Source organism: Tomitella gaofuii (assembly GCF_014126825.1).
GTDB classification, from domain to species: Bacteria; Actinomycetota; Actinomycetes; order Mycobacteriales; family Mycobacteriaceae; genus Tomitella; species Tomitella gaofuii.
Map to the genome: position 1 here is coordinate 2,094,082 of NZ_CP059900.1, position 24,734 is coordinate 2,118,815.

The 24,734-nt window shown below is 67.5% G+C and carries 28 protein-coding genes; 15 read left to right on the top strand and 13 right to left on the bottom strand.

The window, feature by feature from the left end; all coding sequences use genetic code 11:
• Nucleotides 1-38 precede the first annotated feature (38 nt).
• Together H4F70_RS09785 and H4F70_RS09790 are read right to left on the bottom strand one after the other, a co-directional pair.
• Complete coding sequence (locus H4F70_RS09785) at nucleotides 39-1,070, bottom strand: SDR family oxidoreductase (RefSeq protein WP_182359985.1); 1,032 nt, start codon at nucleotides 1,068-1,070, stop codon at nucleotides 39-41.
• Between the two features lie 30 nt (nucleotides 1,071-1,100).
• The gene (locus H4F70_RS09790; RefSeq protein ID WP_182347434.1) at nucleotides 1,101-1,382 is read right to left on the bottom strand and encodes a DUF7218 family protein; all 282 of its coding nucleotides are present in this window, start codon (nucleotides 1,380-1,382) and stop codon (nucleotides 1,101-1,103) included.
• Nucleotides 1,383-1,530: 148 nt separating this feature from the next.
• On the opposite strand from H4F70_RS09790, the gene H4F70_RS09795 reads away from it, so the two are divergent.
• Complete coding sequence (locus tag H4F70_RS09795; protein WP_182359986.1) at nucleotides 1,531-2,709, top strand: alcohol dehydrogenase catalytic domain-containing protein; 1,179 nt, start codon at nucleotides 1,531-1,533, stop codon at nucleotides 2,707-2,709.
• Here the strand turns inward: H4F70_RS09795 and H4F70_RS09800 are convergent.
• On the bottom strand, nucleotides 2,699-3,712 hold the full coding sequence (locus H4F70_RS09800; protein WP_182359987.1) for an FUSC family protein: 1,014 nt from the start codon (nucleotides 3,710-3,712) through the stop codon (nucleotides 2,699-2,701). The two genes, H4F70_RS09795 and H4F70_RS09800, sit on opposite strands and share 11 nt — an antisense overlap.
• Before the next feature lie 348 nt (nucleotides 3,713-4,060).
• Here H4F70_RS09800 and H4F70_RS09805 point away from each other — a divergent pair, with 348 nt between their 5' ends.
• On the top strand, nucleotides 4,061-4,345 hold the full coding sequence (locus H4F70_RS09805) for a hypothetical protein (protein WP_182359988.1): 285 nt from the start codon (nucleotides 4,061-4,063) through the stop codon (nucleotides 4,343-4,345).
• Nucleotides 4,346-4,406: 61 nt separating this feature from the next.
• Here H4F70_RS09805 and H4F70_RS09810 read toward each other — a convergent pair whose 3' ends face one another.
• The 4 genes from H4F70_RS09810 to H4F70_RS09825 all read right to left on the bottom strand — a co-directional run bounded on the left by H4F70_RS09810 (nucleotide 4,407) and on the right by H4F70_RS09825 (nucleotide 5,891).
• On the bottom strand, nucleotides 4,407-4,637 hold the full coding sequence (locus H4F70_RS09810) for a hypothetical protein (protein ID WP_182359989.1): 231 nt from the start codon (nucleotides 4,635-4,637) through the stop codon (nucleotides 4,407-4,409).
• A 41-nt stretch (nucleotides 4,638-4,678) separates the two neighbouring features.
• The gene (mbp1, locus tag H4F70_RS09815; protein WP_182347439.1) at nucleotides 4,679-4,915 is read right to left on the bottom strand and encodes a microaggregate-binding protein 1; all 237 of its coding nucleotides are present in this window, start codon (nucleotides 4,913-4,915) and stop codon (nucleotides 4,679-4,681) included.
• Nucleotides 4,916-5,037: 122 nt separating this feature from the next.
• A complete protein-coding gene (locus H4F70_RS09820) occupies nucleotides 5,038-5,283 on the bottom strand; it encodes a hypothetical protein (RefSeq protein ID WP_182359990.1) in 246 nt (81 codons plus the stop codon).
• 173 nt (nucleotides 5,284-5,456) lie between these two features.
• Entirely contained in the window at nucleotides 5,457-5,891 is a 435-nt protein-coding gene (locus tag H4F70_RS09825; RefSeq protein WP_182359991.1) for a hypothetical protein, read from the bottom strand.
• Nucleotides 5,892-6,120: 229 nt separating this feature from the next.
• Between H4F70_RS09825 and H4F70_RS09830 the strand changes: the two genes are divergently transcribed.
• Nucleotides 6,121-8,256, top strand: a complete 2,136-nt coding sequence (locus H4F70_RS09830; RefSeq protein ID WP_182359992.1) for a catalase — start codon at nucleotides 6,121-6,123, stop codon at nucleotides 8,254-8,256.
• Nucleotides 8,257-8,382: 126 nt separating this feature from the next.
• Here the strand turns inward: H4F70_RS09830 and H4F70_RS20545 are convergent, their stop codons facing one another.
• On the bottom strand, nucleotides 8,383-9,111 hold the full coding sequence (locus tag H4F70_RS20545) for a ferritin-like fold-containing protein (protein WP_420883139.1): 729 nt from the start codon (nucleotides 9,109-9,111) through the stop codon (nucleotides 8,383-8,385).
• Between the two features lie 15 nt (nucleotides 9,112-9,126).
• Between H4F70_RS20545 and H4F70_RS21150 the strand changes: the two genes are divergently transcribed.
• The 5 genes from H4F70_RS21150 (at nucleotide 9,127) to H4F70_RS09860 (ending at nucleotide 13,751) form a co-directional block, all read left to right on the top strand.
• Nucleotides 9,127-9,549, top strand: a complete 423-nt coding sequence (locus tag H4F70_RS21150) for a hypothetical protein (protein ID WP_420883143.1) — start codon at nucleotides 9,127-9,129, stop codon at nucleotides 9,547-9,549.
• Nucleotides 9,440-10,291: an SDR family oxidoreductase gene (locus H4F70_RS09845; RefSeq protein WP_182359995.1), complete on the top strand. Its 852-nt coding sequence runs from the start codon at nucleotides 9,440-9,442 to the stop codon at nucleotides 10,289-10,291. The genes H4F70_RS21150 and H4F70_RS09845 overlap by 110 nt, the downstream gene beginning before the upstream one ends.
• An 82-nt stretch (nucleotides 10,292-10,373) precedes the next feature.
• Nucleotides 10,374-11,339: an ectoine hydroxylase gene (gene thpD / locus H4F70_RS09850; protein ID WP_182360311.1), complete on the top strand. Its 966-nt coding sequence runs from the start codon at nucleotides 10,374-10,376 to the stop codon at nucleotides 11,337-11,339.
• Nucleotides 11,340-11,669: 330 nt separating this feature from the next.
• On the top strand, nucleotides 11,670-12,158 hold the full coding sequence (locus H4F70_RS09855) for an STAS domain-containing protein (RefSeq protein WP_182359996.1): 489 nt from the start codon (nucleotides 11,670-11,672) through the stop codon (nucleotides 12,156-12,158).
• Between the two features lie 69 nt (nucleotides 12,159-12,227).
• Nucleotides 12,228-13,751 carry an alpha,alpha-trehalose-phosphate synthase (UDP-forming) gene (locus tag H4F70_RS09860; RefSeq protein ID WP_182359997.1) on the top strand — a complete coding sequence of 508 codons (1,524 nt, stop codon included), beginning with the start codon at nucleotides 12,228-12,230 and terminating at the stop codon, nucleotides 13,749-13,751.
• Between the two features lie 31 nt (nucleotides 13,752-13,782).
• Here H4F70_RS09860 and H4F70_RS09865 read toward each other — a convergent pair whose 3' ends face one another.
• Both H4F70_RS09865 and H4F70_RS09870 read right to left on the bottom strand, forming a co-directional pair.
• Complete coding sequence (locus H4F70_RS09865; protein ID WP_182359998.1) at nucleotides 13,783-14,541, bottom strand: GAF and ANTAR domain-containing protein; 759 nt, start codon at nucleotides 14,539-14,541, stop codon at nucleotides 13,783-13,785.
• Between the two features lie 56 nt (nucleotides 14,542-14,597).
• Nucleotides 14,598-15,218 carry a GAF and ANTAR domain-containing protein gene (locus H4F70_RS09870; protein WP_235681450.1) on the bottom strand — a complete coding sequence of 207 codons (621 nt, stop codon included), beginning with the start codon at nucleotides 15,216-15,218 and terminating at the stop codon, nucleotides 14,598-14,600.
• A gap of 340 nt (nucleotides 15,219-15,558) precedes the next feature.
• On the opposite strand from H4F70_RS09870, the gene H4F70_RS09875 reads away from it, so the two are divergent.
• The 4 genes from H4F70_RS09875 to H4F70_RS09890 all read left to right on the top strand — a co-directional run bounded on the left by H4F70_RS09875 (nucleotide 15,559) and on the right by H4F70_RS09890 (nucleotide 19,791).
• Nucleotides 15,559-16,752 carry a transposase gene (locus tag H4F70_RS09875; protein ID WP_372497623.1) on the top strand — a complete coding sequence of 398 codons (1,194 nt, stop codon included), beginning with the start codon at nucleotides 15,559-15,561 and terminating at the stop codon, nucleotides 16,750-16,752.
• A gap of 239 nt (nucleotides 16,753-16,991) precedes the next feature.
• On the top strand, nucleotides 16,992-18,239 hold the full coding sequence (locus H4F70_RS09880; protein ID WP_182360000.1) for an STAS domain-containing protein: 1,248 nt from the start codon (nucleotides 16,992-16,994) through the stop codon (nucleotides 18,237-18,239).
• 9 nt (nucleotides 18,240-18,248) lie between these two features.
• Nucleotides 18,249-18,476 carry a DUF2795 domain-containing protein gene (locus tag H4F70_RS09885; RefSeq protein ID WP_182348770.1) on the top strand — a complete coding sequence of 76 codons (228 nt, stop codon included), beginning with the start codon at nucleotides 18,249-18,251 and terminating at the stop codon, nucleotides 18,474-18,476.
• A gap of 292 nt (nucleotides 18,477-18,768) precedes the next feature.
• Nucleotides 18,769-19,791 carry a DUF892 family protein gene (locus H4F70_RS09890; protein WP_182360001.1) on the top strand — a complete coding sequence of 341 codons (1,023 nt, stop codon included), beginning with the start codon at nucleotides 18,769-18,771 and terminating at the stop codon, nucleotides 19,789-19,791.
• Here the strand turns inward: H4F70_RS09890 and H4F70_RS09895 are convergent.
• Entirely contained in the window at nucleotides 19,772-20,128 is a 357-nt protein-coding gene (locus tag H4F70_RS09895; protein ID WP_182360002.1) for a hypothetical protein, read from the bottom strand. The two genes, H4F70_RS09890 and H4F70_RS09895, sit on opposite strands and share 20 nt — an antisense overlap.
• Nucleotides 20,129-20,373: 245 nt before the next feature.
• Here H4F70_RS09895 and H4F70_RS09900 point away from each other — a divergent pair, with 245 nt between their 5' ends.
• Entirely contained in the window at nucleotides 20,374-20,928 is a 555-nt protein-coding gene (locus H4F70_RS09900; protein ID WP_182360003.1) for a hypothetical protein, read from the top strand.
• A 234-nt stretch (nucleotides 20,929-21,162) separates the two neighbouring features.
• Here H4F70_RS09900 and H4F70_RS09905 read toward each other — a convergent pair whose 3' ends face one another.
• Complete coding sequence (locus H4F70_RS09905; RefSeq protein ID WP_235681451.1) at nucleotides 21,163-21,930, bottom strand: alpha/beta fold hydrolase; 768 nt, start codon at nucleotides 21,928-21,930, stop codon at nucleotides 21,163-21,165.
• A 316-nt stretch (nucleotides 21,931-22,246) separates the two neighbouring features.
• Between H4F70_RS09905 and H4F70_RS09910 the strand changes: the two genes are divergently transcribed.
• Nucleotides 22,247-22,636: a hemerythrin domain-containing protein gene (locus H4F70_RS09910; RefSeq protein WP_182360005.1), complete on the top strand. Its 390-nt coding sequence runs from the start codon at nucleotides 22,247-22,249 to the stop codon at nucleotides 22,634-22,636.
• A gap of 297 nt (nucleotides 22,637-22,933) precedes the next feature.
• Nucleotides 22,934-23,125, top strand: a complete 192-nt coding sequence (locus H4F70_RS09915) for a hypothetical protein (RefSeq protein ID WP_182360006.1) — start codon at nucleotides 22,934-22,936, stop codon at nucleotides 23,123-23,125.
• Between the two features lie 145 nt (nucleotides 23,126-23,270).
• On the opposite strand, the gene H4F70_RS09920 is transcribed toward H4F70_RS09915, so the two are convergent.
• Nucleotides 23,271-24,581, bottom strand: a complete 1,311-nt coding sequence (locus H4F70_RS09920; protein WP_182360007.1) for an ISL3 family transposase — start codon at nucleotides 24,579-24,581, stop codon at nucleotides 23,271-23,273.
• Nucleotides 24,582-24,734: the final 153 nt, after the last annotated feature.

Sequence of the window (24,734 nt, forward strand, 5' to 3'; positions counted from 1 at the left end):
GTAGGTGTGCGGTGCTCCGACGGTCGGTGAATCGCTTGTCAACGCACGCCGGGGATCCTTCGGCGCGCAACGGCGGCGGCGCCGGCTGCCGCGGCCACACCTGCAGCACCGAGGAGCACGCGACGACGCATCGACAGCCACAGCTGCGGATCGCGTGCGTGTGCCATCGAATCGAACGGTCCGTGAGCGCCGCGATCGACATCGTCGTCGCGGGGATCGTCGGTGTTGGCGCCCCAGCGGGGAAGCTGTTCATCGGTCTGCTGACCGGATACCCCGGTTCGGGCGAGATGGCGGTCCACGGTTGCGGGCGCGAACCGCTCGCCGAGGATCGTGTAGACGGTCGAGAGACCCACCCACACGTTGCGACGTGGATGCTCGGCGAGGAAAACGATGGCGCGGGCGGGCAACTCGGGTTGGAAAACCGGCGCGACCGGCTGCGGATGACCGGGCATGGCGGATGCGTTCCAGTTGAACTGGGGCGTGTTCAAACCCGGGAGCTGCACCATCCGTACGGAAACTCCGCTGCCGGTGGCAAGCAGCTCCGTGCGGACCGATTCGCTGAAGCCTTTGACTGCGTGCTTGGCACCGCAGTACGCGGCCTGCAGGGGAATCGACCGGTAGGCCATGGCCGAGCCGACGTTGATGATGACGCCCGCATCGCGCGGACGCATCACGGACAGTGCAGCGAGGGTTCCATAGACCTGCCCGTAGTAGGTGACCTCGGTGATCCGCCGGAACAGATCCGTCCCCGTATCCCAACTGAACGCGAGTGATCCGGTGAACGCGGCATTCACCCACACGTCGACCGCGCCGAGCTGTCCTTCGATCCGCGTGACGGCGTCGCGGACTCCGTTTTCGTCCGCGACATCGACGTGCAGCGGGAGCGCCCTGCGTCCATACCGGCGCACATCCGCGGCGGCGCCGTCCAACCCTGCTCTGCCGCGCGCGAGGATCGCCACATCGTAGCCGTCGTGTGCGAAGCGGCGGACCGTCGCTCTGCCGACTCCCGCACTGCCGCCCGTCACCACCGCGACACCGCGACGCTGCTCGGCGTTGTCTTCGCTGCTCATGGGCATGCTCTCCGTGTGAATGTCGCGGTGTCAGTGGTTGCGCAGCATGTCGATCAGCTCGGATTTGCGTTTGCCGGAGTAGCCGCCGATCCCGAGTTCCTTGGCGCGCTTCTGCAGCTCGTCGACGGTCCAATCGTCGTACGATGGCGACTTTCCGCCGCGCTCCCCCACCTCGGATCGGCCGCTGTTCGCGGCGGCGTTCGAGATGCGGGCGGCCTTTTCCTTGGACTGGCCCTTGCCTCGCAGGTCCTCGTACAGATCGGGATCCTTGAGACCCCGCGACTGCGCCTGCGAGTTTCCCTTCGACGGCATCTCCGCTCCCTCCGCGCGTATTGCCGGGTGCCCCCGCTGCATACCCGTCGCTGATCATCGCCAAACCGCGTGCGGCCGGCTCCGGTTGACGATCGCCGTGCCGGGTAATCGTTCCCCCGACGGACATCGAAACGGCGGAGGAGGCGTGATGAAGGCGGTGACCTGGCAAGGGCGGCGAAATGTGCGCGTGGAGGAAGTCCCCGACCCGACGCTGCAGCACCCCACCGACGCGGTGATCGAGGTCAGCACCACGAACATCTGCGGTTCGGACTTGCACCTGTATGAGGTGCTCGGGGCGTTCATGGACGCCGGGGACATCCTGGGGCACGAACCGATGGGCCGGGTCGTCGAGGTCGGCGACGCGGTGGACGGGCTGAAGGTGGGCGACAGGGTGGTGATCCCGTTCCAGATCTCCTGTGGTCACTGCTACATGTGCGGCCAGGGCCTGCAGACGCAGTGTGAGACCACCCAGGTGCGCGAGCAGGGCATGGGCGCGGCACTGTTCGGATACTCGAAGCTCTATGGCCAGGCCCCGGGCGGGCAGGCCGAGTATCTGCGTGTCCCTCAGGCTCAGTACACACATATCAAGGTTCCGGAGGGGCCGACGGACGACAGGTTCGTGTACCTGTCCGACGTGCTGCCCACCGCCTGGCAGGCGGTGGAGTACGCGGGTGTTCCGGTTGCCGGCAGTGTGGTGGTCTTGGGCCTCGGGCCGATCGGCGACATGTGCGCGCGCATCGCCGCGTTTCGCGGCTACCGCGTGATCGCGATCGATCGTGTTCCGGAGCGGTTGGCACGGGCCCGTGTGCGCGGTATAGACACGATAGATCTGCGCGCGAACACCGACGTCGCCGGTGTCGTCCGCGACCTCACAGACGGGCGCGGGGCGGACTCGGTGATCGACGCCGTGGGTATGGAGGCGCACGGTTCTCCTGTCGCCCAGTTCGGCCAGAAGGCGCTGTCCTTCCTGCCGGATGCGGTGGCCGGGCCGGTGATGAGCACGTTCGGAACCGATCGGCTGGCCGCACTGCACTTGGCGATCGACGTCGTGCGTCGTGGTGGGACCGTCTCGCTCATCGGCGTTTACGGCGGTGCCGCGGACCCGTTGCCGATGCTGACCTTGTTCGACAAGCAGATCCAGCTGCGCATGGGGCAGGCCAACGTCAAGCATTGGGTCGACGCGATCATGCCTCTGCTCACCGATGAGGATCCGCTCGGGGTCGATGACTTCGCCACGCATAGGATGCCGCTGGCCGAAGCGCCGCACGCCTACGACATCTTCCAACGCAAAGAGGACGGTGCCGTCAAGGTGCTGCTCACACCGTGAGATCCGGGGGGTTCTCGAGTGCAGTGCGCACACGCACCGCTTGCCGTATTGCGGTCAGAGCCGTCATCGAAAGCTCCTCACCGTCTCCGGACCAGTACGTATCGCCCGGCGTTTCCGGCCGGCCGTGGGCGTCCGCGGACGCGTCGCCGCGCAGCCTTTCCACCACGCCGATGCAGTCGTCGAGGACACGTGCAAGCTGCTCGCGGTCGTTCGCAGTGATCCCGTCCGTGCGCGACACGGCGAGCAACGGTTCGTCATTGTCAGAGTGCTCGGGAAGCGATTCGACAAATTCGCGCAGTCGTGGCAGCGCGCGGTACAGGGAGGCCGAGACGGTCCGGGCATCGGCGATCACGGCGGACGAGCGGCTGGCCGAGGGACGAAAGTTGAGCAAGGCGCTCTCGCGTGCTGCGCCCGCTTGCCGGCGCAGTTCGCCCAGGTCTTCGAACAGTCGGTCCAGTTGTGACTGCCACGATCCGTCAGCGGCCTCGTCGCCGGGCTCGCGGACGTGGTCGGCGATGTCCTCGAGGAGCTCGCGAAGGCGCGCGAGAACGCTCTGGGTCTGCTGCCGCGCCGATGCGATATAGGTGGGCGGGAACAGCAAAGCGTTCACGGCGAGACCCACACCCGCACCGAGGAGGATGAGGAGAACGCGGGAGAGTAACGCACCCGGGTTCTGGGCGGTTCCATAGGTGACCATCAGCAGCGCGGTCACGCCGACCCAGTACCCGCTGGCGCCGAATGCGCGGTGCCTGCCGATCGTGAAACCCACCAACACCACGACGCCTATAGTGGCGACCATCCCCCCGAAAAGTGATGAACCCGCCATTGCGAGGAGTACGCCGATCGTGACGGCGAGAATCTGCTGTAATGCTTCGCGCAACGACCGGAACACGGTCGCGTCGACCATGAACACCGCCGTATACGGAGCCAGGAACGCGGAGTTGAACTGCAGGAGCCGATCGGCGACCAGCCATGCGAGCATCGCAGCGATCGCGGTCTTCACCGATTGCAATGCCACAGTGCGTTCGCGTCCGCGCACTTGGAGTAAGCGCTGCACCCAATGCACGCCTTCCTTGCCGCGGAGCGCGGCCCACTGCTGAACTGCTCCGGGACACTCCCGAAGCACGCGGAAGAAGCCCGCTCTCAGCGAGGTGCGTTCATCTACTGGCATTGCTGAAGGGCCTACCCGGATTCGGCTCCTTCACACCGCCCGGGCTGGCGATGGCATATCACCCGTGCCCGGACGTGCACTCCTCCGCCGGGTTTGCCCGCGCATCTGCCCGGCAACTCACACAGCGACGGTGTGCCGCCCGGCCGCGAGGCACACCACTGACCGTGAGGAGAGATGGCGATGGCGTCCGAAACGAAGACGACGACGGACCACGACAAGATTCGGCGCTGGGTCGAAGCCCACGGTGGACGTCCGGCGACAGCACACGGCACCGGCGGCGACAACGCCGGGGTGCTCAGCATCGAGTTCTCCGGGGTTTCGGGCGGCGCCCGACAGAAGGGACTCGAGATCATCGGATGGGACGACTGGTTCGACAAGTTCGACGAAGCGGATCTGGCGTTCCTCTACCAGGAGCACCAGTCCGACGGGAGCGACAGCCGGTTCTGCCGGATCATCAGACGTTGACAACAGAGCGGGCGGCCCCGGACGTGTGCCGGGGCCGCCCGCAGTCGTCATCGACGTTCATTCACCGGCCGAGTCGCTGCGCCAGGAGCTTCTTGCCCTCTTCAGCCCCCTTGGTGCTGGCTTCCTGTGCACGGCGGAAGAAGTCGACCAGTTCGCGATCGCCGGCGCGTTCTGCGTCGTTGATGTAGTTGTCGAGGCGGAGGCTGTTGCTCAGGCACGCCTCGGTGAACCAGATGATGTTGAAATCCTTGTCCCTCGTCCCGGTCACCACACCGGTCTCGCCATACGTCATCAGGACTCCTTCCCGATCGAGTCGAGGCAGTGCAAGCAGGGCTACTGATTGCGCCGCTGGCGCTGCTCGTCGGCTTCGGCCTCGGCGCGCGCCTTCTCGGCCTTGGCTTCCTTCTCGGCGACGGCGCGCTGATCTTCGGCCTTATCCTGTTGCGCGCGGCCCTCCCTCGTCATCGTGTCTTGGCCGGTCAGTGCGCCGGCCGCTTCCTTGATTTTGCCCTTGACCCCTTCGACGGCGCCCTTGACGCCCTCGCTGGGGCCGGTCGAACCTTCTGCCATGAGTCCTCCTCGTCGGATCAATGGTGCACGGAGCGGTTACCACGGGCGCGGCATGCGAAACGTGCGCGGCATCATCGGAGCGCCGCTGCAGGGCCGCGTGTGCGCGCACTCTGGACGTGCAGTCACATTGTGTTGGTTATCCGACCGGGCGCGCGACTGAAGGTCGCGCCGACCCCGTCACGGAGACCGCTGCGCCGGACCGTCACATCGACTTCCGCCCCCGAAGCCACTGCTGCGCACGGCAGCGCCTCGTCGGCGCGGCAGCTGATCGGAGAATTGATCGTCGGCTGCAGATCGTCGCGCTCGGCCGCGACGTCGGTGGGGGCGTCGCCGACCCACACGACGGCATCGGTCGGCTCGGCGATCACGACGGTCTCCGCAGTGCCGTTCCGCAGCGCGCGTGCGACGTCGTTGACGCCTTACACGGCAGCCCCGGGCCGGCCGGCGGCCTCGTGGAAGCGCGCCGCGACGGCATCGGACGCCGCGACTCGCCACCGAAGAAGGTGCCGAATGCGCTGTTGACGCGCTGCCTCGCGCGGCCTCACGCCGTGCCAGGCTCGTGGCCGGCGGGCGGGGTCACGATGATGCTCACCGCATCGTCGTCGTCCAGCACGACGATGTGCCCGTCCTCGTGTTCGGCATGGCACAGCAGCGGTAGCAAATACGGCAACGGCGAGAATCTGACCGAAGGGCAGTCGACGGGGATGGGCAGCGGCCGGTCGATGTGCACCGTCCCGCGCGATGCGATCAGCGCCCTCGACTCATGGTCGCCCGAGTGCACGGGTTCGCGCAGTGACTTCGCTATGAGTGCCGTGTCCGCGGGGGCGGCCCCCCGACGCTCCAGTTCGTGGATGACCTTACGGGCGTTGCATGCGCGCGTCGCGGCATCGCCGTCATGGCCGTGAGGATCGGCGATGTAGACGGATATGAACGGGCCCTGAGCAGCTGCGGCAATGCCGACTGCTGAACTGCGCACTGCTGCTCCTTCTCGTCAAGCACCGGAACATGAATCCCTCAGGTGACCCTGGAATCCGGTGCCGAACGCGTACCCGAGGCGGCATGCGGCAAACGCGGTCTCCGGTGCGGTGGCGTTTGGCTTGCTGTGCGCCGGGTATGCGCCGACAGACCGGGGAGGACGGTCCCGCCATTGCCGGGTCCTGTGCTTCGCCCGGACGCGCCAGCGATGCAGAAAGGTCGGTGCGATCATGGTCGATCAGCAGGGTCGGAGAACTTCACGAGAGCGTGACGCAAAAGACGTGCAGCTGGAGCCGCATAGGCGGCGGCGTGACCAGTCGCCCTTGACCACCGACCAGGGCGTCAGGGTGGGCGACACCGACAATGCGCTGCGCGTCGGCGACCGCGGTCCGACGTTGCTCGAGGATTTTCATACCCGGGAGAAGATCACCCATTTCGACCACGAGCGGATTCCCGAGCGCGTCGTGCACGCACGCGGCGCCGGTGCGTACGGGCGCTTCCGTCCCTACGACGACTGGCTGCGGGAGTATACGGTGGCGGAACACCTGGTGGATCCGGAGGTGGAGACGCCGGTGTTCGTCCGCTTCTCCACCGTCGCGGGCTCGCGCGGCTCAGCGGACACGGTGCGCGACGTACGCGGATTCGCCACCAAGTTCTACACACAGCAGGGCAACCACGATCTGGTGGGAAACAACTTTCCGGTGTTCTTCATCCAGGACGGCATCAAGTTCCCAGACCTCGTGCACGCGGTGAAGCCGGAGCCGCACAACGAGATCCCACAGGCCCAGTCCGCGCATGACACGCTGTGGGATTTCGTCGCACAGCAACCGGAGACGCTGCACACCATCATGTGGCTGATGTCCGACCGTGCACTCCCCCGCAGCTACCGGATGATGCAAGGGTTCGGCGTCCACACCTTCCGCCTCGTCAATGCGGACGGGCGCGGAACGTTCGTCAAGTTCCACTGGACGCCCGCGCTCGGCACGCATTCGCTCATCTGGGATGAATGCCAGAAGGTCGCCGGCAAGGACCCCGACTTCAACCGCCGCGACCTGTGGGACGCGATCGACTCCGGGCAGTTTCCGGAATGGGAACTCGGCGTGCAGATCGTTCCGGAAGAGGACGAGCACGCGTTCGACTTCGACCTGCTCGATGCCACGAAGATCATCCCCGAGGAGCAGGTGCCGGTGCGTCCGGTAGGCAGAATGGTGCTGGACCGCAACCCGGACAACTTCTTCGCCGAAACAGAGCAGGTCGCGTTTCACACCGCGAACGTCGTCCCGGGCATCGACTTCACCAACGATCCGCTCCTGCAGGCACGGAACTTCTCTTACCTCGACACCCAGCTGATCCGTCTCGGCGGCCCCAACTTCGCGCAGCTTCCGGTCAACCACCCGGTGGCCCCGGTGACGCACAACCAACGTGACGGCTACGGGCAGCATCGCGTCGACGTCGGCGGCACCAGCTACTACGAGAACTCGCTCGGCGGCGGCTGTCCGGCCCTCGCGGACGAGGGGGTGTTCCGGCATTACACCGAACGGGTCGAGGGCGACAAGATCCGCCGACGCAGTCCGAGCTTCGACGACCATTACACCCAGTGCGCATTGTTCTGGAACAGCATGACGAAAGCGGAATCCGCGCACATCGTGGCTGCGTTCCGCTTCGAACTGGGCAAAGTCGTCCACCGCGAGATCCGCGCGCAGGTGGTGGGACACCTCGTCCACATCGACCCGCAGCTGGCGGCGCGGGTGGGGGCAGGACTGGGGATCGATGTCTCCGAGGGGCAGGATCGTGCTCCCGCGACGACGGGGAACTCCCCCGCGCTCTCCCAAGTGGGGACGGGCGACGGTCGGCTCGACGGCCGCAAGGTGGCTTTCCTGGTGGCAGACGGCGTCGACGCACGGCCTGTCGAACAGTTGAAGGCTGCGTTGCAGGATCGGGGTGCTGTGCCCGAGGTCCTCGCAGCCGCCGACGCACCCGTGAGCACGTCGGACGGCGGAACGATGGACGTGGACCGAGCCGTCAGCACGATGGCGTCGGTGCTCTACGACGCTGTGGCTATACCAGGAGGGCCGGACGCAGCCGGTGCGCTGTCGCGGGACGGCTACGTGATGCACTTCATCGCCGAGGCGTACAAGCACCTCAAGCCCATCGCGGCCCTGGACACGGGCATCGGCCTGCTGAACTCGGCGGTCGGCGTCGATGTCGCGGACGGCACCGACAGTGGAGAGGCGGTGACGATCGACGGCATCGTCACGCAAAGCGCGCACGGCGGGGAGCTTCCCATCGGGTTCCTCGCGGCCTTCACCGATGCGCTGGCCATGCACCGCGCGTGGGATCGCGCGGTGGACCATATTCCTGCGTGATCACACCCGGAAGCGGACAGACCGCCACTGCATGAGGGCCCTGGATACCGGTGTCCAGGGCCCGCATGCAGTGGTTTGAATCATACTGCGCACCGAGCGATCCGGATGTGGATGCCCGGCGCCGGCTCACAGGCCGAGAAGGTCGCTGAGATCGTCGGCGTGCTCCTCTTCCTCCTCGAGGATGGACTCCATGACGCGCCGAGTCGTGGGGTCGGCATCGCCGATCCACCGCACAATCTCCTGGTAGGTGGTGATCACGATGCGTTCAGCCACCAGATTCTCCCGCAGCATCTGCTCGAGGTCGGTCGGATCGGTCGCCACGTAATCAGTGTGGCTGCGCTCGGCGAGCGTCGCGGGGTTCATGTCCGGTGTGCCGCCGAGCTGGTTGATCCGCTCGGCGGCGCGTTGGCCGTGCTGCAGCTCTTCGGTGGCATGCTCAGCGAACTCCGATGCGACCTGCGCGCGGTCGATTCCCGAGGCGACGATCGCATTCTGGCTGTACCGCAGATGGCAGACGATCTCCGTGGCGACCACCTGGTTGAGGAGGTCGATGAGGCGATCGATGTCCAGTTCGTTGCCGCTGGTGACGGCGCCCGCGTCGATCCTCTTGCGGGCCTCATCGCGGATGCGGGAAATGTCGAGCTCGAAGGTGTCGGTCATTGCGGTTCCTCCCATGCGCGGCGTCGGGTCCGGCACGCGGGTACCCCTGCGCGGTGCGCTGGAAACGGTCGCGGCCGCATGCGCCCCGACGTGCTCGCAGTTTGCCCGCGCGGTGCCCGGGTACTCCCCGGGCGCGTTCCGACGACAGCGAGGAGGAGGCCGATGAATGCGTTGGAGATGCTGCGGGAGGACCATGACGCTGTGATCGGCATGCTCGACAAACTGCGGGACGGTGCCGGCGGCGCGGAAGGTTCCTTGACGGAACGCAAGCGGCTCGCCACGGCTCTTGTGATCGCGGAATCCCGGCACGAGGCGGCGGCGGAACGCGTGGTCCGGCCTGTCGTGCGCCGCATGGTCGAAGGCGGTGACGCATTGGCGGACGCCGCGATCAAGCAGGAGTCGGACGGCAAGGCGCTGCTCCGGGATATCGACGCAGGAGACGCCGGCAGCGAAGCCGTTTCCACGTGTGAGGCGGGCAGACGTGATGCTCGTGCGTGGTGGCGGGTGGTGAAGGAGCAACACGATGACAGACGAGCATGCCCCCCATACGATCCCCTATCCAGGACACACTTCCGAGATGGCGGAGGAGCCGGCCGACGAGATGCGGGGTTACGAGGGCAGAGGACTGCTTGAGGGCCGACGTGCCCTCATCACGGGCGGCGACTCGGGCATCGGCCGCGCGGTGGCCGTCGCCTTCGCAAAAGAAGGCGCCGACGTGGCCATCGCATACTTGGAGGAGTCGGACGACGCACGCCGCACCTGCCGGCTCGTCGAGGAACAGCACCGGCGATGCGTGCCACTGGTGGGCGACCTCGCCGACCCTGCGCACTGCAGGTCGGTAGTCCAGCGGACAGTCGAGCTGCTCGGCGGCGTGAACATCGTCGTCAACAACGCCGCATACCAGTCGCCTGCAGCGGACCTGACGGAGATCGGCGACGACCAGTGGCGGCACACCTTCGAGGTGAACATCGACAGCTTCTTCCACATCACCAAAGCCGCATTGAGCCACATGCGTTCCGGCGACGCGGTGATCAACACCGGCTCGATCAACGGGTTGCGGGAAAACAAGACATTGATCGACTATTCGGCGACGAAAGGCGCCGTGCTGGCTTGGACGTACTCGATGGCGCAGTCGCTGACGCCCCGGGGAATCCGAGTGAACTGTGTGGCGCCGGGACCGGTGTGGACGCCATTGATCCCCGCGACGCTTCCGGCCGGCAAGGTCGACGACTTCGGGCACGACGTGCCGATGGGGCGCGCAGCCCAGCCCGATGAGATCGCGCCGTCCTATGTGTTCTTCGCGTCCCCGACGTTCTCGTCGTACTACACCGGCGAGGTGCTGGCGCCGATCGGCGGCGAGACGCTGCCAGGCTGACGCCGTGCACTGTCCCGCGACGCGCTCACTCCGGCCAGACCCGATATACAGATAGCAATCAGAGGAAATGCAGGTGAACGAGATGTCTGATGCCACTTCGGTCGACGACGATCCGCAGGCGGACATGTATCCCACACGCTCCGAGGCCGGAGAGGCCGAGCCGTTCGTACGCCGTGACCCCGTGGTGCACTCGCTCAACCAGGAACGCTGGGACGGTCCGCTCGGCGAGGACATGCTCTCACTCTACGAGCGGGACGGCTTCCTCTGGTTCGAGGGATTCTTCTCCCAGGAGCGCGTGCAACCGTTCTTCGACGAGCTGAGCTCGATGGCCGCCGATGCGGAGATCATGGAATCCGACGGCATCATCGCCGACCCCGATACGGGCGAACTGAGGTCGGTGTTCGGCATGCACCGGATCTCGGAGTATTTCAGTGAACTTACCCGCGATCCACGCATCCTCGGCATGGTGCGGCAGTTGCTCGGCGGTGACGTCTACATCCACCAGTCGAGGATCAACGACAAATACGGGTTCAAGGGCAGCGGCTTCGAGTGGCACTCAGATTTCGAAACATGGCATTCTGAGGACGGCATGCCGAGGATGCGAGCGCTGTCCGCCTCCCTCCTGCTCACCGACAACAATGAGTTCAACGGTCCGCTCATGCTCATCCCAGGATCGCACCAGTACTTCGTCCCCTCTGCGGGCGAGACGCCCGAAGGTAACTGGAGGGACTCGCTCAAGGACCAGCGATCGGGTGTGCCGGACCAGCACACGTTGCGCAAACTTGCGACGAAAGGCGGTATCCAGGCACCGAAGGGCGGCCCGGGCTCGCTTCTTCTTTTTGAATGCAACACGCTGCACGCATCGAACAAGAATATGTCGCCGTGGCCGCGATCGAACCTGTTCTTCGTGTACAACAGCGTCGACAACACGCCGGTCGATCCGTACTGCGGCAACAATCCGCGACCCGGCTTCCTGGCCGAGCGTACGACTTTCGACCCGTTGACTATGGCGCCGAACAGCCACTTGCCCTGGGCGGCGAAGCTCTGAGAGCTTATCCGAAAAGGCCGGTTCCCTTTCGGCGGAACAAGCAATTGTGTGGCCAGAGCTCGGTGTGGCACAGAACCCCAGCGGCTTGGGGGCCCCGACTGCTTCCCGTTAGGCCCGTGACCGCACTGTGCGGGTGATGGGACCCGTGGTCGCACATTGCGGGAGTGTCGGACGCGGGCCCGAACGACCCGCGATTGCCGGGTCAGCGGCACGCCCGTCGACCTACCCGGACGCGCGTGACACAGCGCACTTGCGCTGGCATGCTGAGCAGCAGCTGCCCCTGACCCCGGTGGCCGACAACAATCGGCGCCTATGCAGGAGGCACGTCGCATGACTTCGATCACCCGCATTGCCCACCATCCTGCGCAAACTCGGACTGGCCGCGATACGTACCCATGGAACCGCGTAGCGCCTGGACACGGCGCGTCCCGGCGTGGTCCGGGCGCGTCCGCCCCGATCGCTGCGGAGGTTTCGCCGAGTCCTCTGGCGTTCGTCGGCTCTGGCGACCCCTGCATCGTCGCGCTCCGGGGGGACGTCGACGCCGCCAACGATGCGGTATTGCGCAGTCAACTGGGTCGGCTGATTCTCCGCGATACCGTCGTCGATCTCACCCGGCTCGGATTCTGTGGCGCCGGCGCGCTCGACGCGCTTTTCGAGCACAGCGGCCGCCTTGCCCGCTCCGGTGCCGCGCTGCATCTGGCCTGCTGTCCGTCGTCGTTGCGCGGCATCATCGAACGGCTCGGACTCCACGCCGCGCTGCCGATCTCCGACACCATCGCCGGCGCCACGTCCGCCCTCCTGCTACGCGACGAGCCCTGATTCGATCGGCATAGAGCGCTGCATACAAGGGTATTCCCGTGCAACAGTGAGTTCTTTGAGGAGCACCCGATGGAGCAGACTTGCACGCGCCGACCATCACTGTCCGACTTCCTCGTCGTAGCGAATCGGCTTCCCGTCACCCGCGGGGGCGCGGGGCAGGAAGAAACGGCTTGGCGGCGCAGCCCCGGTGGCCTCGTCAGCGCACTGGAGCCGGTGCTGCGCCGTGCTCGGGGCGCGTGGGTCGGGTGGGCCGGGTGCAGCGACCAGCAGGTCGCCCCGTTCACGCTTGACGGGATGCGAATGCATCCCGTGTCGCTGAGTGCCCGCGATGTGGCCGGCTACTACGAGGGTTTCGCCAATGCGACGGTCTGGCCGCTGTTTCATGACGCGATCGTCTCTCCCACCCTCATCCGCGACTGGTGGCAGCGCTACGTTGAGGTGAACACACGATTCGCGGAGGCCACCGCGCTGGCCGCTGCGCCGGGGGCCACGGTGTGGGTGCACGACTACCAGCTGTTGCTGGTGCCGGCGATGTTGCGGACGCTGCGCCCCGATGTGTCGATCGGATTCTTCCTTCACATACCGTTTCCTCCAACGGAGCTCTTCATGCAGCTTCCGTGGTGGCCGGATCTGCTGCGGGGAATGCTGGGCGCCGACCTGGTCGGCTTCCAGCTGGCACGTGACGCCGACAACTTCCGGCGCACGGCGGACATGCGCGGGCTCGCCACGGCTCCCCCCGGCTCCGGCGGCGGGGGGCATGTGCACATGGGCGGGCGTGCCGTACGCGTCGACGCGTTCCCCGTGGCCGCCGATGGGGCCGTCCTGGCGTCGCTCGCGCGCAGCGATGCCGTTCGCCGGCGGGCACGGCAGATGCGCGCCGAACTCGGCGACCCTCGGACCGTCATACTCAGCGTCGACCGGCTCGATTACACCAAGGGGGTGCCGCAACGGCTCGACGCGCTCGACAAGCTCTACGCGCAGCGGCGGTTGGACGTCGACCGCCACGTCACTGTGCAGATCGTCACCCCGAGCCGTGAGCGGATCCCTCAGTACCGGGAATTGCGGAAACAGGTGGAGACGCGCGTGGGCCGTATCAACGGTGCGCACGGACGGTTAGGGCAGCCGGCGGTGCGTTACCTGCACCGCTCTGTGGACCGCGACGAGATGGCGGCGTTTCTGGTCGCCGCGGACCTCATGCTGGTCACACCGCTCCGCGACGGCATGAACCTCGTGGCCAAGGAGTACGCGGCCTGCCATCCGGACGGAGACGGGGCCCTTGTTCTCAGCGAGTTCGCGGGCGCCGCGGCCGAACTCGACGCCGCGTACCTGGTCAACCCTTACGACACCGACCAGCTCGCCCGAATGATCAGCACCGCGCTGGACGACGCCCCCGACGATCGGCGCCGCCGCATGAGCACGCTGCACGAGCAGGTTCTCCGGCGCGACGTGCACACATGGGCACGCGAGTACCTGTCGGCCCTCGGCGCGACGCGTACGGACGCTCACCGCCGCACCGTGGTCGGAGGGGATCGTCCACGGCCACGTGCGGCAGCCGGCGCACCGACTGCCGGTGACCTGTGGAGGGAGCAGTGAGCGGACGGCGTAGAAAGCGGCGGTTCACGCTCTAGGCCCGGGGCTGAGCGACGGCGTCCAGGACCGTTGCAGGATCCAGTACGCCAGTGACGACCTGCCGGGCGATGTCGGTCAGCCGCGTCTGCCGGGCACGCCCGTAGTCGCGCAGCACGGCGAAAGTCGCATCGATGGGCACGCCGCCGGCGTGGGCGAGCACCCCTTTCGCCTGCTCGATGATCACCCGGCTGTTGAGCGCGGTCTGAAGCTGCTCGGTGAGCACCTCCCCGTGCCGGATGGCCCGCTCGGACAAGATCCCGATCGTCGCGGTTTCCGCCAACGCCCGGGCCACATGCTTGTCCGCCTCGGACAACGTGCCGGGGGCCGTGCCGAAGAGGTTCAACGCCCCGATGATCTGGTCGCGCAGCCGCAGCGGCACGGTGTGCACGCTGATGTATCCGACTCTGAGCGCCTCGGGGGTGAACGTCGGCCACCGGCCGCGCGTCGCCGCCAGGTCCTCGACCGCCACCGAGCGTCCGGTGCGGAAGCAGTCCACACACGGCCCCTCGTTGACCTGCAGCTGGAACAGCTCGAGCAGTTCGGTGCGCTCATCCGACGAGGCCAGCACCTGCAGGCTGCCGCGTTGGTCGGCGAGCAGCATCCCGGCCTCGGCGACGCCGAGCAGTTCGACGCAGTATTCGGTGAGCCGGTGCAACAGTTCGGCGGTGTCGAAGTCGGCGACGAGGGTGTCGGCCATGTCGACGAACGCGTCGACGAGGCGGGGCTCCCGCTGCTGCGGCGAAGGGGTGTCCATGGCTTTTCCTGACGTTGTCGTGACGATGGGGCCCGGCGCGCCCGCAGGGCGCGCGGTCATGGCATGACGGCCTCCGGCGGCAGGCGGCCGGTGGTGATCTCGGCAGCGAGGTCGGTGATGTCGATGCCGGAGGCGAAGGCGTACCCCCGCATGCGCGCCATCGCCTCGTCGACACCGATGCGGTGCGCGGACACGAGCATGCCGACGGCCTGGTGCACCACCGCCCGCGGCAACGACAGGCCTTCAAGGGCCCCATCACCCGATGTTATGGCCAGCACGGCCGCCGTGGCCAGATCCACCAGGCGCAAAGTGGTGGCGAGATCGGCCGGGGCCAACCAGCCGGGGCTGCGCCGGTACAGGCTCATCGTGCCCGCTATCGCGGCGCCGCTGTGCAGCGGGAAAACGAACACGGCGCCCACACGGCACCGGGCGATCTCGGCGGCGAACACCGGCCAGCCGCGTGCGGCGTCGGCGGACAGGTCCGCCACCAGCACCGGGCGGCGCTCGGTGAGCGCTTCGATAGCGGGCCCTTCGCCGAGCGTATCGTGCTCGGACTCTATTGCCGCCGCAGTCTCATCGCTGGACAGCACTTCGCGCACGCCGCCGCCCACTCCGCGACCAGCGGAAAGCGAGGCGCCGTCGACGGGCAGCAACTGCGCGCAGGCATCGCATACCACCGCGAGCGGCCCGGCGCCCCCGCGCTGCCACCGCTGCGCAGCTCGGCGGCCATCGCCGCGCGCACCCGCGCCACGCCCGCGTCATCACCCAGCGAGGCGCCGTCCTCGCTTGACGACGTCACCATGAACGCTCCCGTCCCGTTCCCGACACCCACGACACCGCCAACGCCCAATCAGATATCTACTGCCCACTGTGCCCGGCGGTGGCGGCTGTCTCAGCCCTGATCCACCGGTGGTGATGGTCGGCTCGGGCGTGTCATGAGGACGAGGTGCCCTTCTGTGCTGGGAAGATGTTGATTGCGACATCCACACCCACCAACACGGAGAGGGCACCTCGTAGGTGAAAGCTTCTCACACGATCCACCCGGTTTTCGACGACTGCAATCTCGTGTCGGCCGCCGGGCTGGTCCCGGTCCTGCAGTTGGCCGAGTCGGCGGGCCTTTCCGAGGTGCTCGGCCGGCTGACCGTCGAGAGCCCGAACGCGGCGGCCAAGACCACCTGCTTGCTGTCGGGGATGCTCGCCGGCGCCGACAGCATCGACGACATGGACCTGCTGCGTCACGGCGGCATGCCCGCCCTGTTCACCGGTGTCCGCGCCCCGTCGACCCTCGGCACGTTCCTGCGCCTGTTCACCCATGGACACGTCCGCCAACTCGACGCGGCCGGCACGCGCCTGCTCGCCCGGCTCGCCGACCGGGTGCCGGGCCTGATCGGCGGGCATGACGATCCCGACGCGCTCGCGTTCATCGACGTCGACGATTCCGTGCACCAGGTCCACGGCTACGCCAAGCAGGCCGCCGGATTCGGCTCCACCGGGGTACGCGGATTGAACATGCAGATCGCGGTCACCTCGACGCCGGTGTCCGCGCCCGTGATCACCGCAGCCCGGCTACGCAAAGGCAACACCGCCTCGGCCTCCGGGTCGGCCGGGATGCTCGCCGACGCGATCAGCGCCTCGAAGCGGGACGGGGCCATCGGGCAGATCCTGGTGCGCGCCGACTCGGCCTACTACCGCCGCGACTTCACCGCGTTCACCTCACGGCGTAAGGCCGAGCATGTCGACTGCCGGCTGGTGGTGCGCCGCGTCAAACGCCTCCAGTCACGGGCTGCGGACCACGCCGGGCAGGGCGAGTTGTTCGCCGCCTACCGGCACCACGCGTTCATCACCAACGGCACGCTGCCGGTGGTCGAGGCCGACCAGCGTCACCGCGGCCACGCGATCATCGAGCAGGTGCACGCCGAGTTGAAGAACGGTCCCCTCGCGCACTTGCCTTCCGGGGTCTATACCGCTAATGCGGCGTGGGTGGCGATCGCGGTGATCGGGTTCAACCTGGCCCGGGCCGCGTCCGTCGCCGCCGGCATGGCCACCGCCCGGTGGGCGACGCTCCAGGCCCGCATCATCGGTGTCTCCGCCCGCATCGCCCGCACCGGGCGCCGGTTGATGCTGCATCTGCCGACGTACTGGCCGTGGATGTCGGGGTGGAACCTGTTGTGGCATAGCACTACCGGACCACCGGGGCCCCACAGAGTCTGACCACCTGCCGCGCCAGCGGCCCGATACGAGGATCCACAGTGGACATTCCGGCACCGGCCGGTAGCTCACGCATGCCCACACCCGAAACACCGCACAGAAACCACGAAATCAATACACCGTCAATCACGCCGGTGGACCAGGGCTCAGCGGCACCGAGTGTGATCCTCCCACGCCGGGTCTCGCGCCATAGCGGTTGTGTCCCGCTTGGTTGTGGTTGCTGCGCAACATTATCCGGATCCATGGACATCACACGCCGAAAGGGGCAGACTGGTGGACAGCTGCCCCAGAACCCCGGTGGCCGATTTATTCGGCACTTTCGACCGGGAAGGCACATCATGTCACTGCGTACCCAGGTTCATCCCCGCCACGCGCCCACCGACGCAAGTCTCGACGCCGCATTGGGGCCGATCACCCACGCCGCTGTCGCGGCGGTTCCGACCGCGGCCCAGGCGGGCATCACCTGCCCGGACTGTTCCGGCTCGGTCCGCAGTATCGGGGCGACCGACCCGGCGATCGACACGCTCACCCGGTCACAAGATGCGCGTCGCCGCGGCCCGTGGCTGCCTACCGCGCGCCGCCTCCGCACCATCACCATCGTCGACACGGCTGCGGACCGGCGCTGGCCCGAGTTCGCCTTCGCCGCCCGCCAGTCCGGGTTTGCCAGCATTCTCGCGGTAGGTCTTTCGGCCGACGACCCCACACTCGGCACACTGACCCTCTACGCCACCGAAGTGGACGCGTTCGACGGCGATGACGAAACGATCGCCGCCGTGTTCGCCGGCCATGCGGCCACCCTGCTGCGCAGCCACACCGGCGACACTAGCGACCGTGCGGCAAGCCCGGCGGCCGGTGCTCACGCGATCATCGAGCACGCCGAGGGCGTATTGATGGGTATGCACCACGTCAACGCCGGCGAGGCCCGCGCCATGCTCAATCGCACCGCATACCAAGACAACCTCACCATCACCGATGCCGCGTGCTGGCTGATCACCGACGCCGCCGACACGAGCCGCAGCCGAAATGCCCCCACCCGGCGCCGTACCCGCCAGGCCGCCGCGGACGACGCGTCGCGCCGGCCGGGCACAGGTGACAATGAACCGGTCATCGTCGAGGTCCGCGGCGACATCGACGCCGCCACCGCACCGGCGCTCGCGGCCCGGCTCGCCCGGCTGCCCGTCCGCGACACCGTTGCCGATATGACCGGGGTCGGCTTCTGCAGCGCCCGCGGCCTCGAGCTGCTGGTTGAGCACAGCAGACGGCTCGGCGACAGCGGCGCCGTGCTGAGTCTTGCCGGCTGCCCACCGGCGCTGCGCGCCGTCATCGACCGCCTCGGACTCGACGACGCCCTCCCGACCGCGAACACGACCACGAACAGCACTGGACCCGGCGCCCCCGATACGCCCGCGACCGCCCCGCAGCGGGTGCTGCGAGAGCGCCGCGTTGACGGCGGCGCTCGCACCGGCGGTGTCGCCGCGCCCGGTATGTAAGGAGGACCGATGACAACACGCGATGACCTGCGCGCGGCCAAGGCGCTGCAGGGTTTGCGCTTTCCCGCCGATCGTGCGCGTGCACTGGATTACGCCCGCGTCCGCGGTGCCGACCGCAAAACCCTTGAGGCCTTGGAAGCGCTGCCCGATCGCACATTCGCTACGCATGACGACCTCGTGGACGCCGTGCCGCAGCAGCCTGAAGGCACCGACCAGCCCGGCGGCACCGCACGCTGACCGCTCGGCCTGGCCCGCATATCGATGGAAACGATGGCAGCAGCAAGCGCGGCTGCCGCACGCGCGGGTTGATCCCCCACCATCGGGCGGGCTCGCGTCGGCTGTGCCCCGCACAACCGATTCATTTGTCGGCCGGGCGTAGGCACCGCGGTGTGCGAGTAGTCCGTAGTGCGTCCGGCGCGAGCATCCGGCTGCGGCCGGCGGCGACGTTTTCCGGCACGCCGACCGGGCACACCAGTCAACCGCCCCGCACCTAACCCGCTGGCCGTAGAGGCCAGCTTGAGGAGGAACTATGCGCCGTGACCGCGGCACCCAGGTACAAGACGACACCGCCTCCAGTCGCGACACCGGGTCACCGGAGGCGGCGAGATCCGGCAACTCCCGCGACAACGAGCAAAACGAGGCGTTGGTCGCGCAGCTTCGGTTGTTGCATGCGTTGACCGGCAGAGAATTGCAGGTGGCCGAGGCGCGGCAGACGCAGGCCCGCACCAAGGCTTTGCGGGACCAGTTCGTCAAGACCGCCGCCGATGCCCGCCGGCAGTCCGAGCGTCTCGCATCGGCACTGCGCGGACTCGATGCGGTCCCCGATGTCGTCACGCCCGCAATCGGCCGGATCGTCGCAGCCGGGCAGGCCCTCGTCGAGCAGGGCGAACCGGTCCGTGAAGCACTCTTCGACGACCTCACGCTCGCACACCAACTGCACGACCGGGCCCGGTACACCGCCGTGCTGGCCGACGAGGGGGGGCGTCGACAGATCGCCGCCCTCGCCCGGGACCTCGCCGACGCCCATACGCGCACTGCCGAGTGGACGCGCGAAGCGCTCGAGAAACAAGCTGCAGGCGGGCCGCCGGTGATCGTCCCCTCTGCTGTGCAGCGGTCGGTGGTGTGGGTGACGCGCATCGCCGGCTACCCGGCCCGCGTGACCGCGCAGCAGGTCAATACCGTCGCCGACCGGCTGCGCAGTGTGCAGCGCCGCATCGGCGGAGCGGCCACGGCCGTGGACGAGACGTTGACGGCCGGCCGGGACGCGAGCCTGACGACGGCCCAAACGATCGCCGAGCGCGACGATGCCACCGGCACGGCATCCGCGCTGCGCACGGTACGCACGGCCGCCGGCGGCCTCACCGAAGACGAACTACCGATCAGCGACTACGACGACCTGACCGTCGGCCAGGTCGGTGACGCCGCGGCGCGGTTGACCCGGCCGGAAGATATCGCGGCAATACTGCGCTACGAACAGAACCACAAGGACCGCACCGGGGCCGTCGACGCGTTGAAGGCCCGTCTCGATGCGGTCAGCGGTTCGTCGCAGTAACACGTAGAAAAAGACCGGCCGGCCGCGGGGGCCGGCCGGGTTCCTTCGCGGCGCCCGGGGCGCCGGCGGCGATGGCGGCTCGCCATTCCTTGACGTGCGAGTCGTAGAGCCGTTCCCGGCGTAGCACCGCACCCCTCGAGCTGGCCGCAGCCGCGTCGTTTTCGGCAACGATCTGCCGTTTGAACTCGGTGGTGAACGATCGGCGTTTCGCGCGACCGGGCCGCGGCGCCTCGGCGTCTGTCGCCGGAGCGACGACTTGGGGGCCGGTGGCCTCGGGTGCCGTCGTGGCCTCGGACTGCGCGTTGATCGGGGTGTTCATGCCAGGAACCGCTGTCATCGCACCAGCCTCAATTCGCGCTGACCGGGTGTCTCACCTCAGTCTGGCGGATAGGGTATCGCCACTACGATCCCAGGGGGAGGCAAGTGCGGGCTGGTGTGTTTCGCGGCGGCGCGAACGGGGAATAGTCACCACGCTGGGTGTCCCGCACTGCGCAGTGCACGCGCTGCAGACTCGACTGTGACCGGCCCGGGAGGAGTGGATGATCGTGGCTCGAATGTTCCGCGGCCGATCGGTGGCTGCTGGTGGTTGCGGCAGCGTTGACGTCGGCAGGGGTCCTGGCCGCGTGCAACACCGAAGCGCAACCCGCCCCGGACAGCGCCACGTACTCGATGCCGGCGGTGTTCACCGGCAACCCGGTCCCGCCATCGATCAACGCCGAGATACCCGAGGAGATCGATTCCGCGGTACCCGTGAACGGGGCGACGGTCCCGCTGACCGACCGCCTCGATACGCCTCTCGGCGTTGCCCAGCTCAAAGACCTGTCCGGCGACGTTTCCGTCGAGATTCACATTTCGGGCGGCCACCTCGACCCGGGCCTGTACAAGGTCGGGTTCACCGAGTATGGCCGGTGCGATGCGGCAGGTGGTTTCCGCTCTGCCGGCGCTGTTCGCAGCCTCCTCGGAGGAGCGACTCCGCTTGACTTGACGTTGCCGGTGTCCAGCGCTGGTGTCGGAGCCCTGGAGTCCTTGATCCCGAATACCAATGTGGCAGCCCTGACCGGACAGGGCGGCAGCGCCATCGTCCTCACATCGGCGTCAGGCGAGCGAGTCGCCTGCGGCGTGGTCGACACCTCCTGAACTCCACAAGCGGTGTGCGCCGCGCGCACCCGACCGGCCGATCGGCCGCCGGCGGGACGCGGATTCCCTTCCGAGAAAGACCAAGGCCCAGGCCGATACGAAGGCGTCGGCGGCATTCACCCGTCCTGCCGTGGGGTGCCGGGGAAGCATCAGCTGGCTTACTGCGACGGGCGTCCCCGTCCGCCGACGGTGAGGGGCACGGACGTCGGCAGACGGGCAGGCAGGCGAATACCCTCAAGTCGTGTTGTCGAGAATCAGTCGGGTCGCGTCATCCGGTGCGTCCCACTGCGGGAAGTGACCGCACCTGTCGAACCAGTGCAGCACCGCGTCGGGGAAGAGCTCCGCGGCACGTGCGGCCTGCCTCGGCACGGTCACCAGGTCGCGACGACCCCAGCCGATCGTGATTCGGCCGGGCGCTGTGCCGGCCGGCGCGCCCTGTTGCTTGGGCCCCTTGGTCAGTGCGTCCATGGCAGCGCGGGTCGCCGGGGACTCGGCCAGCCCGCGCACATCGGGCAGCACGGTCTCGCGCGAAAGCGCCCAGGGACGCGCCGACAACTGCGCCAGCAGCAGTGTTCGTCCGACAGAACTGCCGAGCAGCACTGGCAGCGTTCCGCGCAACGCCCGGACCAATGCGATCGACGGCCGCAATGTGGCGCCGAAGACGACGAGCTCGCGGTCGCTCCAGAAGCCACCCGGGTCCAGCGCCACAGTGTCGCCGCCGATGCCCCGCCGTGCGAGTTCGAGCACCATTCGTCCGCCCATCGACTGGCCGACGGTCGAGACCCCGTCCAGTCCCTGGTCGCGGATGAAGTCCGCGACGGAGTCGGTCAAGGTGGCGATCGAAACCTCGCCGGTCAATGGCGGCGTCGCGCCGAACCCCGGAAGATCGACGGCGATGACCTCACGATGCTCGGCCAGCCCGTCGAGGATCGGGGACCAGGACCGCCACCCTGCCCCCAACCCGTGCACAAGCAACAGCGGATTGCCGCTCCCCCGCCTCACGTGATTCAATCCGTGATCGGTCGTCATGAGTATGCCCTTTCATCCGCGAGGCGAATCGATGTCGACGTCATCGCGTCACGTGGTGTCGCATCTGAGGGGTCTACCCCGCGTCTGCGATGGATATGCGCCGTGGCTGCGCACGAACTCCGAACGCAACCGGAGATCTCGCTGCCTCGCCGTCGGCCGGGGCCGACCGCGGGCTGAACCTGCGGTATCGCCTGCCCCGTGTGGCGCGGTCGAAGAATAGGCGTCGCCTGCCGCGGGTATCCCGTGTCCGTCACCGATTGAGACAACCCAGCGAGGAAAGAGACGGCACATGGCCGAAGAAACGAACGTTCTCGAGTTGCTCGCCCACGAACACCGGGGCGTCGACGAACTGTTCCAGCGGATCGACTTGATCGATGCCGGCGCACGTGAGCTAAGGCGGGACCTCGCCGACCAGGTCACGAGCATGCTCATCCGGCACACCGTCGCCGAAGAAGCCATCGTGTACCCGGCTCTCGCCGAACACGACGAGCGCGAGGCGGCCCGCGCACGTGACGACCACGCCGAGGTAGAAGCGGCGCTCAAAAAGCTCGAACAACTCTCAGCCGACAGCGATGAGTTCACCGATGTGCTGCGGACGGTCATCGATAACGTGCGTGAACACATCGCAGAAGAAGAAGGTCCCATGTTCGACGAGCTGCGCACGTCCTACTCCGAATAGGATCTGCTGGAGATGGGCGCCAAGGTACAACACCTCGAAAGCGTTGCGCCGACCCGCCCGCACCCGTCCGCACCGGACTCGCCCGCCGCCCACTTGATGATCGGGCCGGTGGCCAGATTGTTCGACCGTCTCCGCGACGCCGCCAGTGGGCGCACCACTGGATAGCACGCCGGACATCCCGGCCGACGTTCAACGGCATCGGCCGCCGTGCACGCACCAGCCGTGCAGCCCCGGCACGTCGGGCCCCGACGGACGCACAGTCGTGCAGAGATGAACCACATTCGGGAGGAAAAGCATATGCGGATCGGAGACCAGATCGGCGCCAAAGCAGCAGAACTGAAAAAGCGCGTCAACGCCACCACCGTCGACACCGACACGGATCAGGCCACTGATGACGATACATCGGACGACACCGCACGCGGCGGGCTACGAGCCACGACAGCGGCGATGATCGACAAGATCGTTCGTCATGACGACGGGCCGTGGTAGCGCCAGGACCGACCGGCACACACGATCCCGCGGACACGCGGCACTGAACGCTGAATCGTGCCGACGTGCCGAGGGCGCGAGCCGTGAGGTCGGCGACGGTGCCGGACGCATCGAGCGCCATGCCGGTTATCCGGCTCTTCAACTTTTAGAGTGCGTTGATGCGTTCTGCGAGTTGGCCGGAGTGCAGCAGTGACCGCAAGATGTAGTGGTCGAGGTTGCGGAAGCCCTGGGCGATGCCGCGGAGATGTTCCAGGCGGCCGTTGACGGCCTCGACGGGCCCGTTGGAGACGCCGGTGTCGAAATACGCCAGGATCTCCTTGCGGCGGGCCCACAGGCTGCGGCCGAGCTGGGCGAGCTCGTCCAGACCCGGGGGCAGGCCCTTGTGGATGCGTTTGAGGACCTTGAACATCAGTATCTTGCCGTCGCGGCGTTGCGGATGCTCGTAGGCGGCGATCATCTGCTGATACACCTGGTGGGTGATCTCGACCGCGACATGGTCGTCATGGCTGGTCAGCGACTCGGCCAGCAGGTCCTTCTGCGTGTCGGTGAGCAGCTCGACGCGGGTGTGCAGGATCCGGCGGATCTTATAGAGAGGATCGTCTTTGCGGCCGCGGTGCCCGCACGTGGCCTGCTGGATGCGGGTACGGCATCGATCGAGTTTCTCGCCGGCCAACTGCACGACGTGGAACGGGTCCATCACGATCCGCGCCCGCGGCAGTTCCTCGCCGGTGGCGGTGCGGTAGCCGGCGAACCCGTCCATCGCCACCACCGTGATCCTGTCACGAAACGCCTGGCCGCGGCTGATCATCCAGTCTTGAAGTACTTTCTTGGACCGGCCGGCGATCATGTCCAGCAGCCGTGCCGGTCCGGTGCCGTCCACGGCCGGAGTCAGATCGATCAGGACCGTCACCCAACTCGAATCACCCTGCCCGCGCACATGTTTCCATTTGTGCTCGTCGACGCCGAGGTGCCGTACGCCGTCGAGATGGCCGCCGTCGTAGACCATGGTCCGGGCGGCGTCGACGGCGATCTGGTTGACGGTCTTCCAGGCGATGCCCAGGTTGGCGGCGACCGCGGCGACGCTCATCTTGTCGATCGCGATGCGCTGCAGGATCCACCGCTCGGTCCGGGTCGTGACCACCGACCGCGGCGACGCGATACCGGTGATGTCCGCACGGAAGATCGACCGCGGGCACCCCGCCGTCAGGCACACGAAGCGCGGCACGGCGACGTGCAGCTCGACCGGATGCCCGGCAGCCGGGGTGTCGGTGAGGACCCTTTCAGCGTGATCGCGTAGTTGACCTGGGATTCGGCACTCGGGGCACCGCGGGTCGGGGCCGATGACGCTGCACCAGATGCGCGTGCGGTCCTCGCTGTCGGCGGCCGCTCCGGTGATCGTGACGCCGAGTTCGACGGTTCGGCAGATCGTGTCGGCGACGGTGTCAGTACAGTGCAAGGCGGGTCCTGTGGTGGTCGATGGGGAGCTTCGCAACTCTCATCTTCACACCGCAGGACCCGCCTACATGTTGTGGTCCCCACTCACCTCACTGGACACCCGTCCACGCACTCTGCATTCCGTAGAGCCGGTTATCCAGGGCCAAAGGCCGAC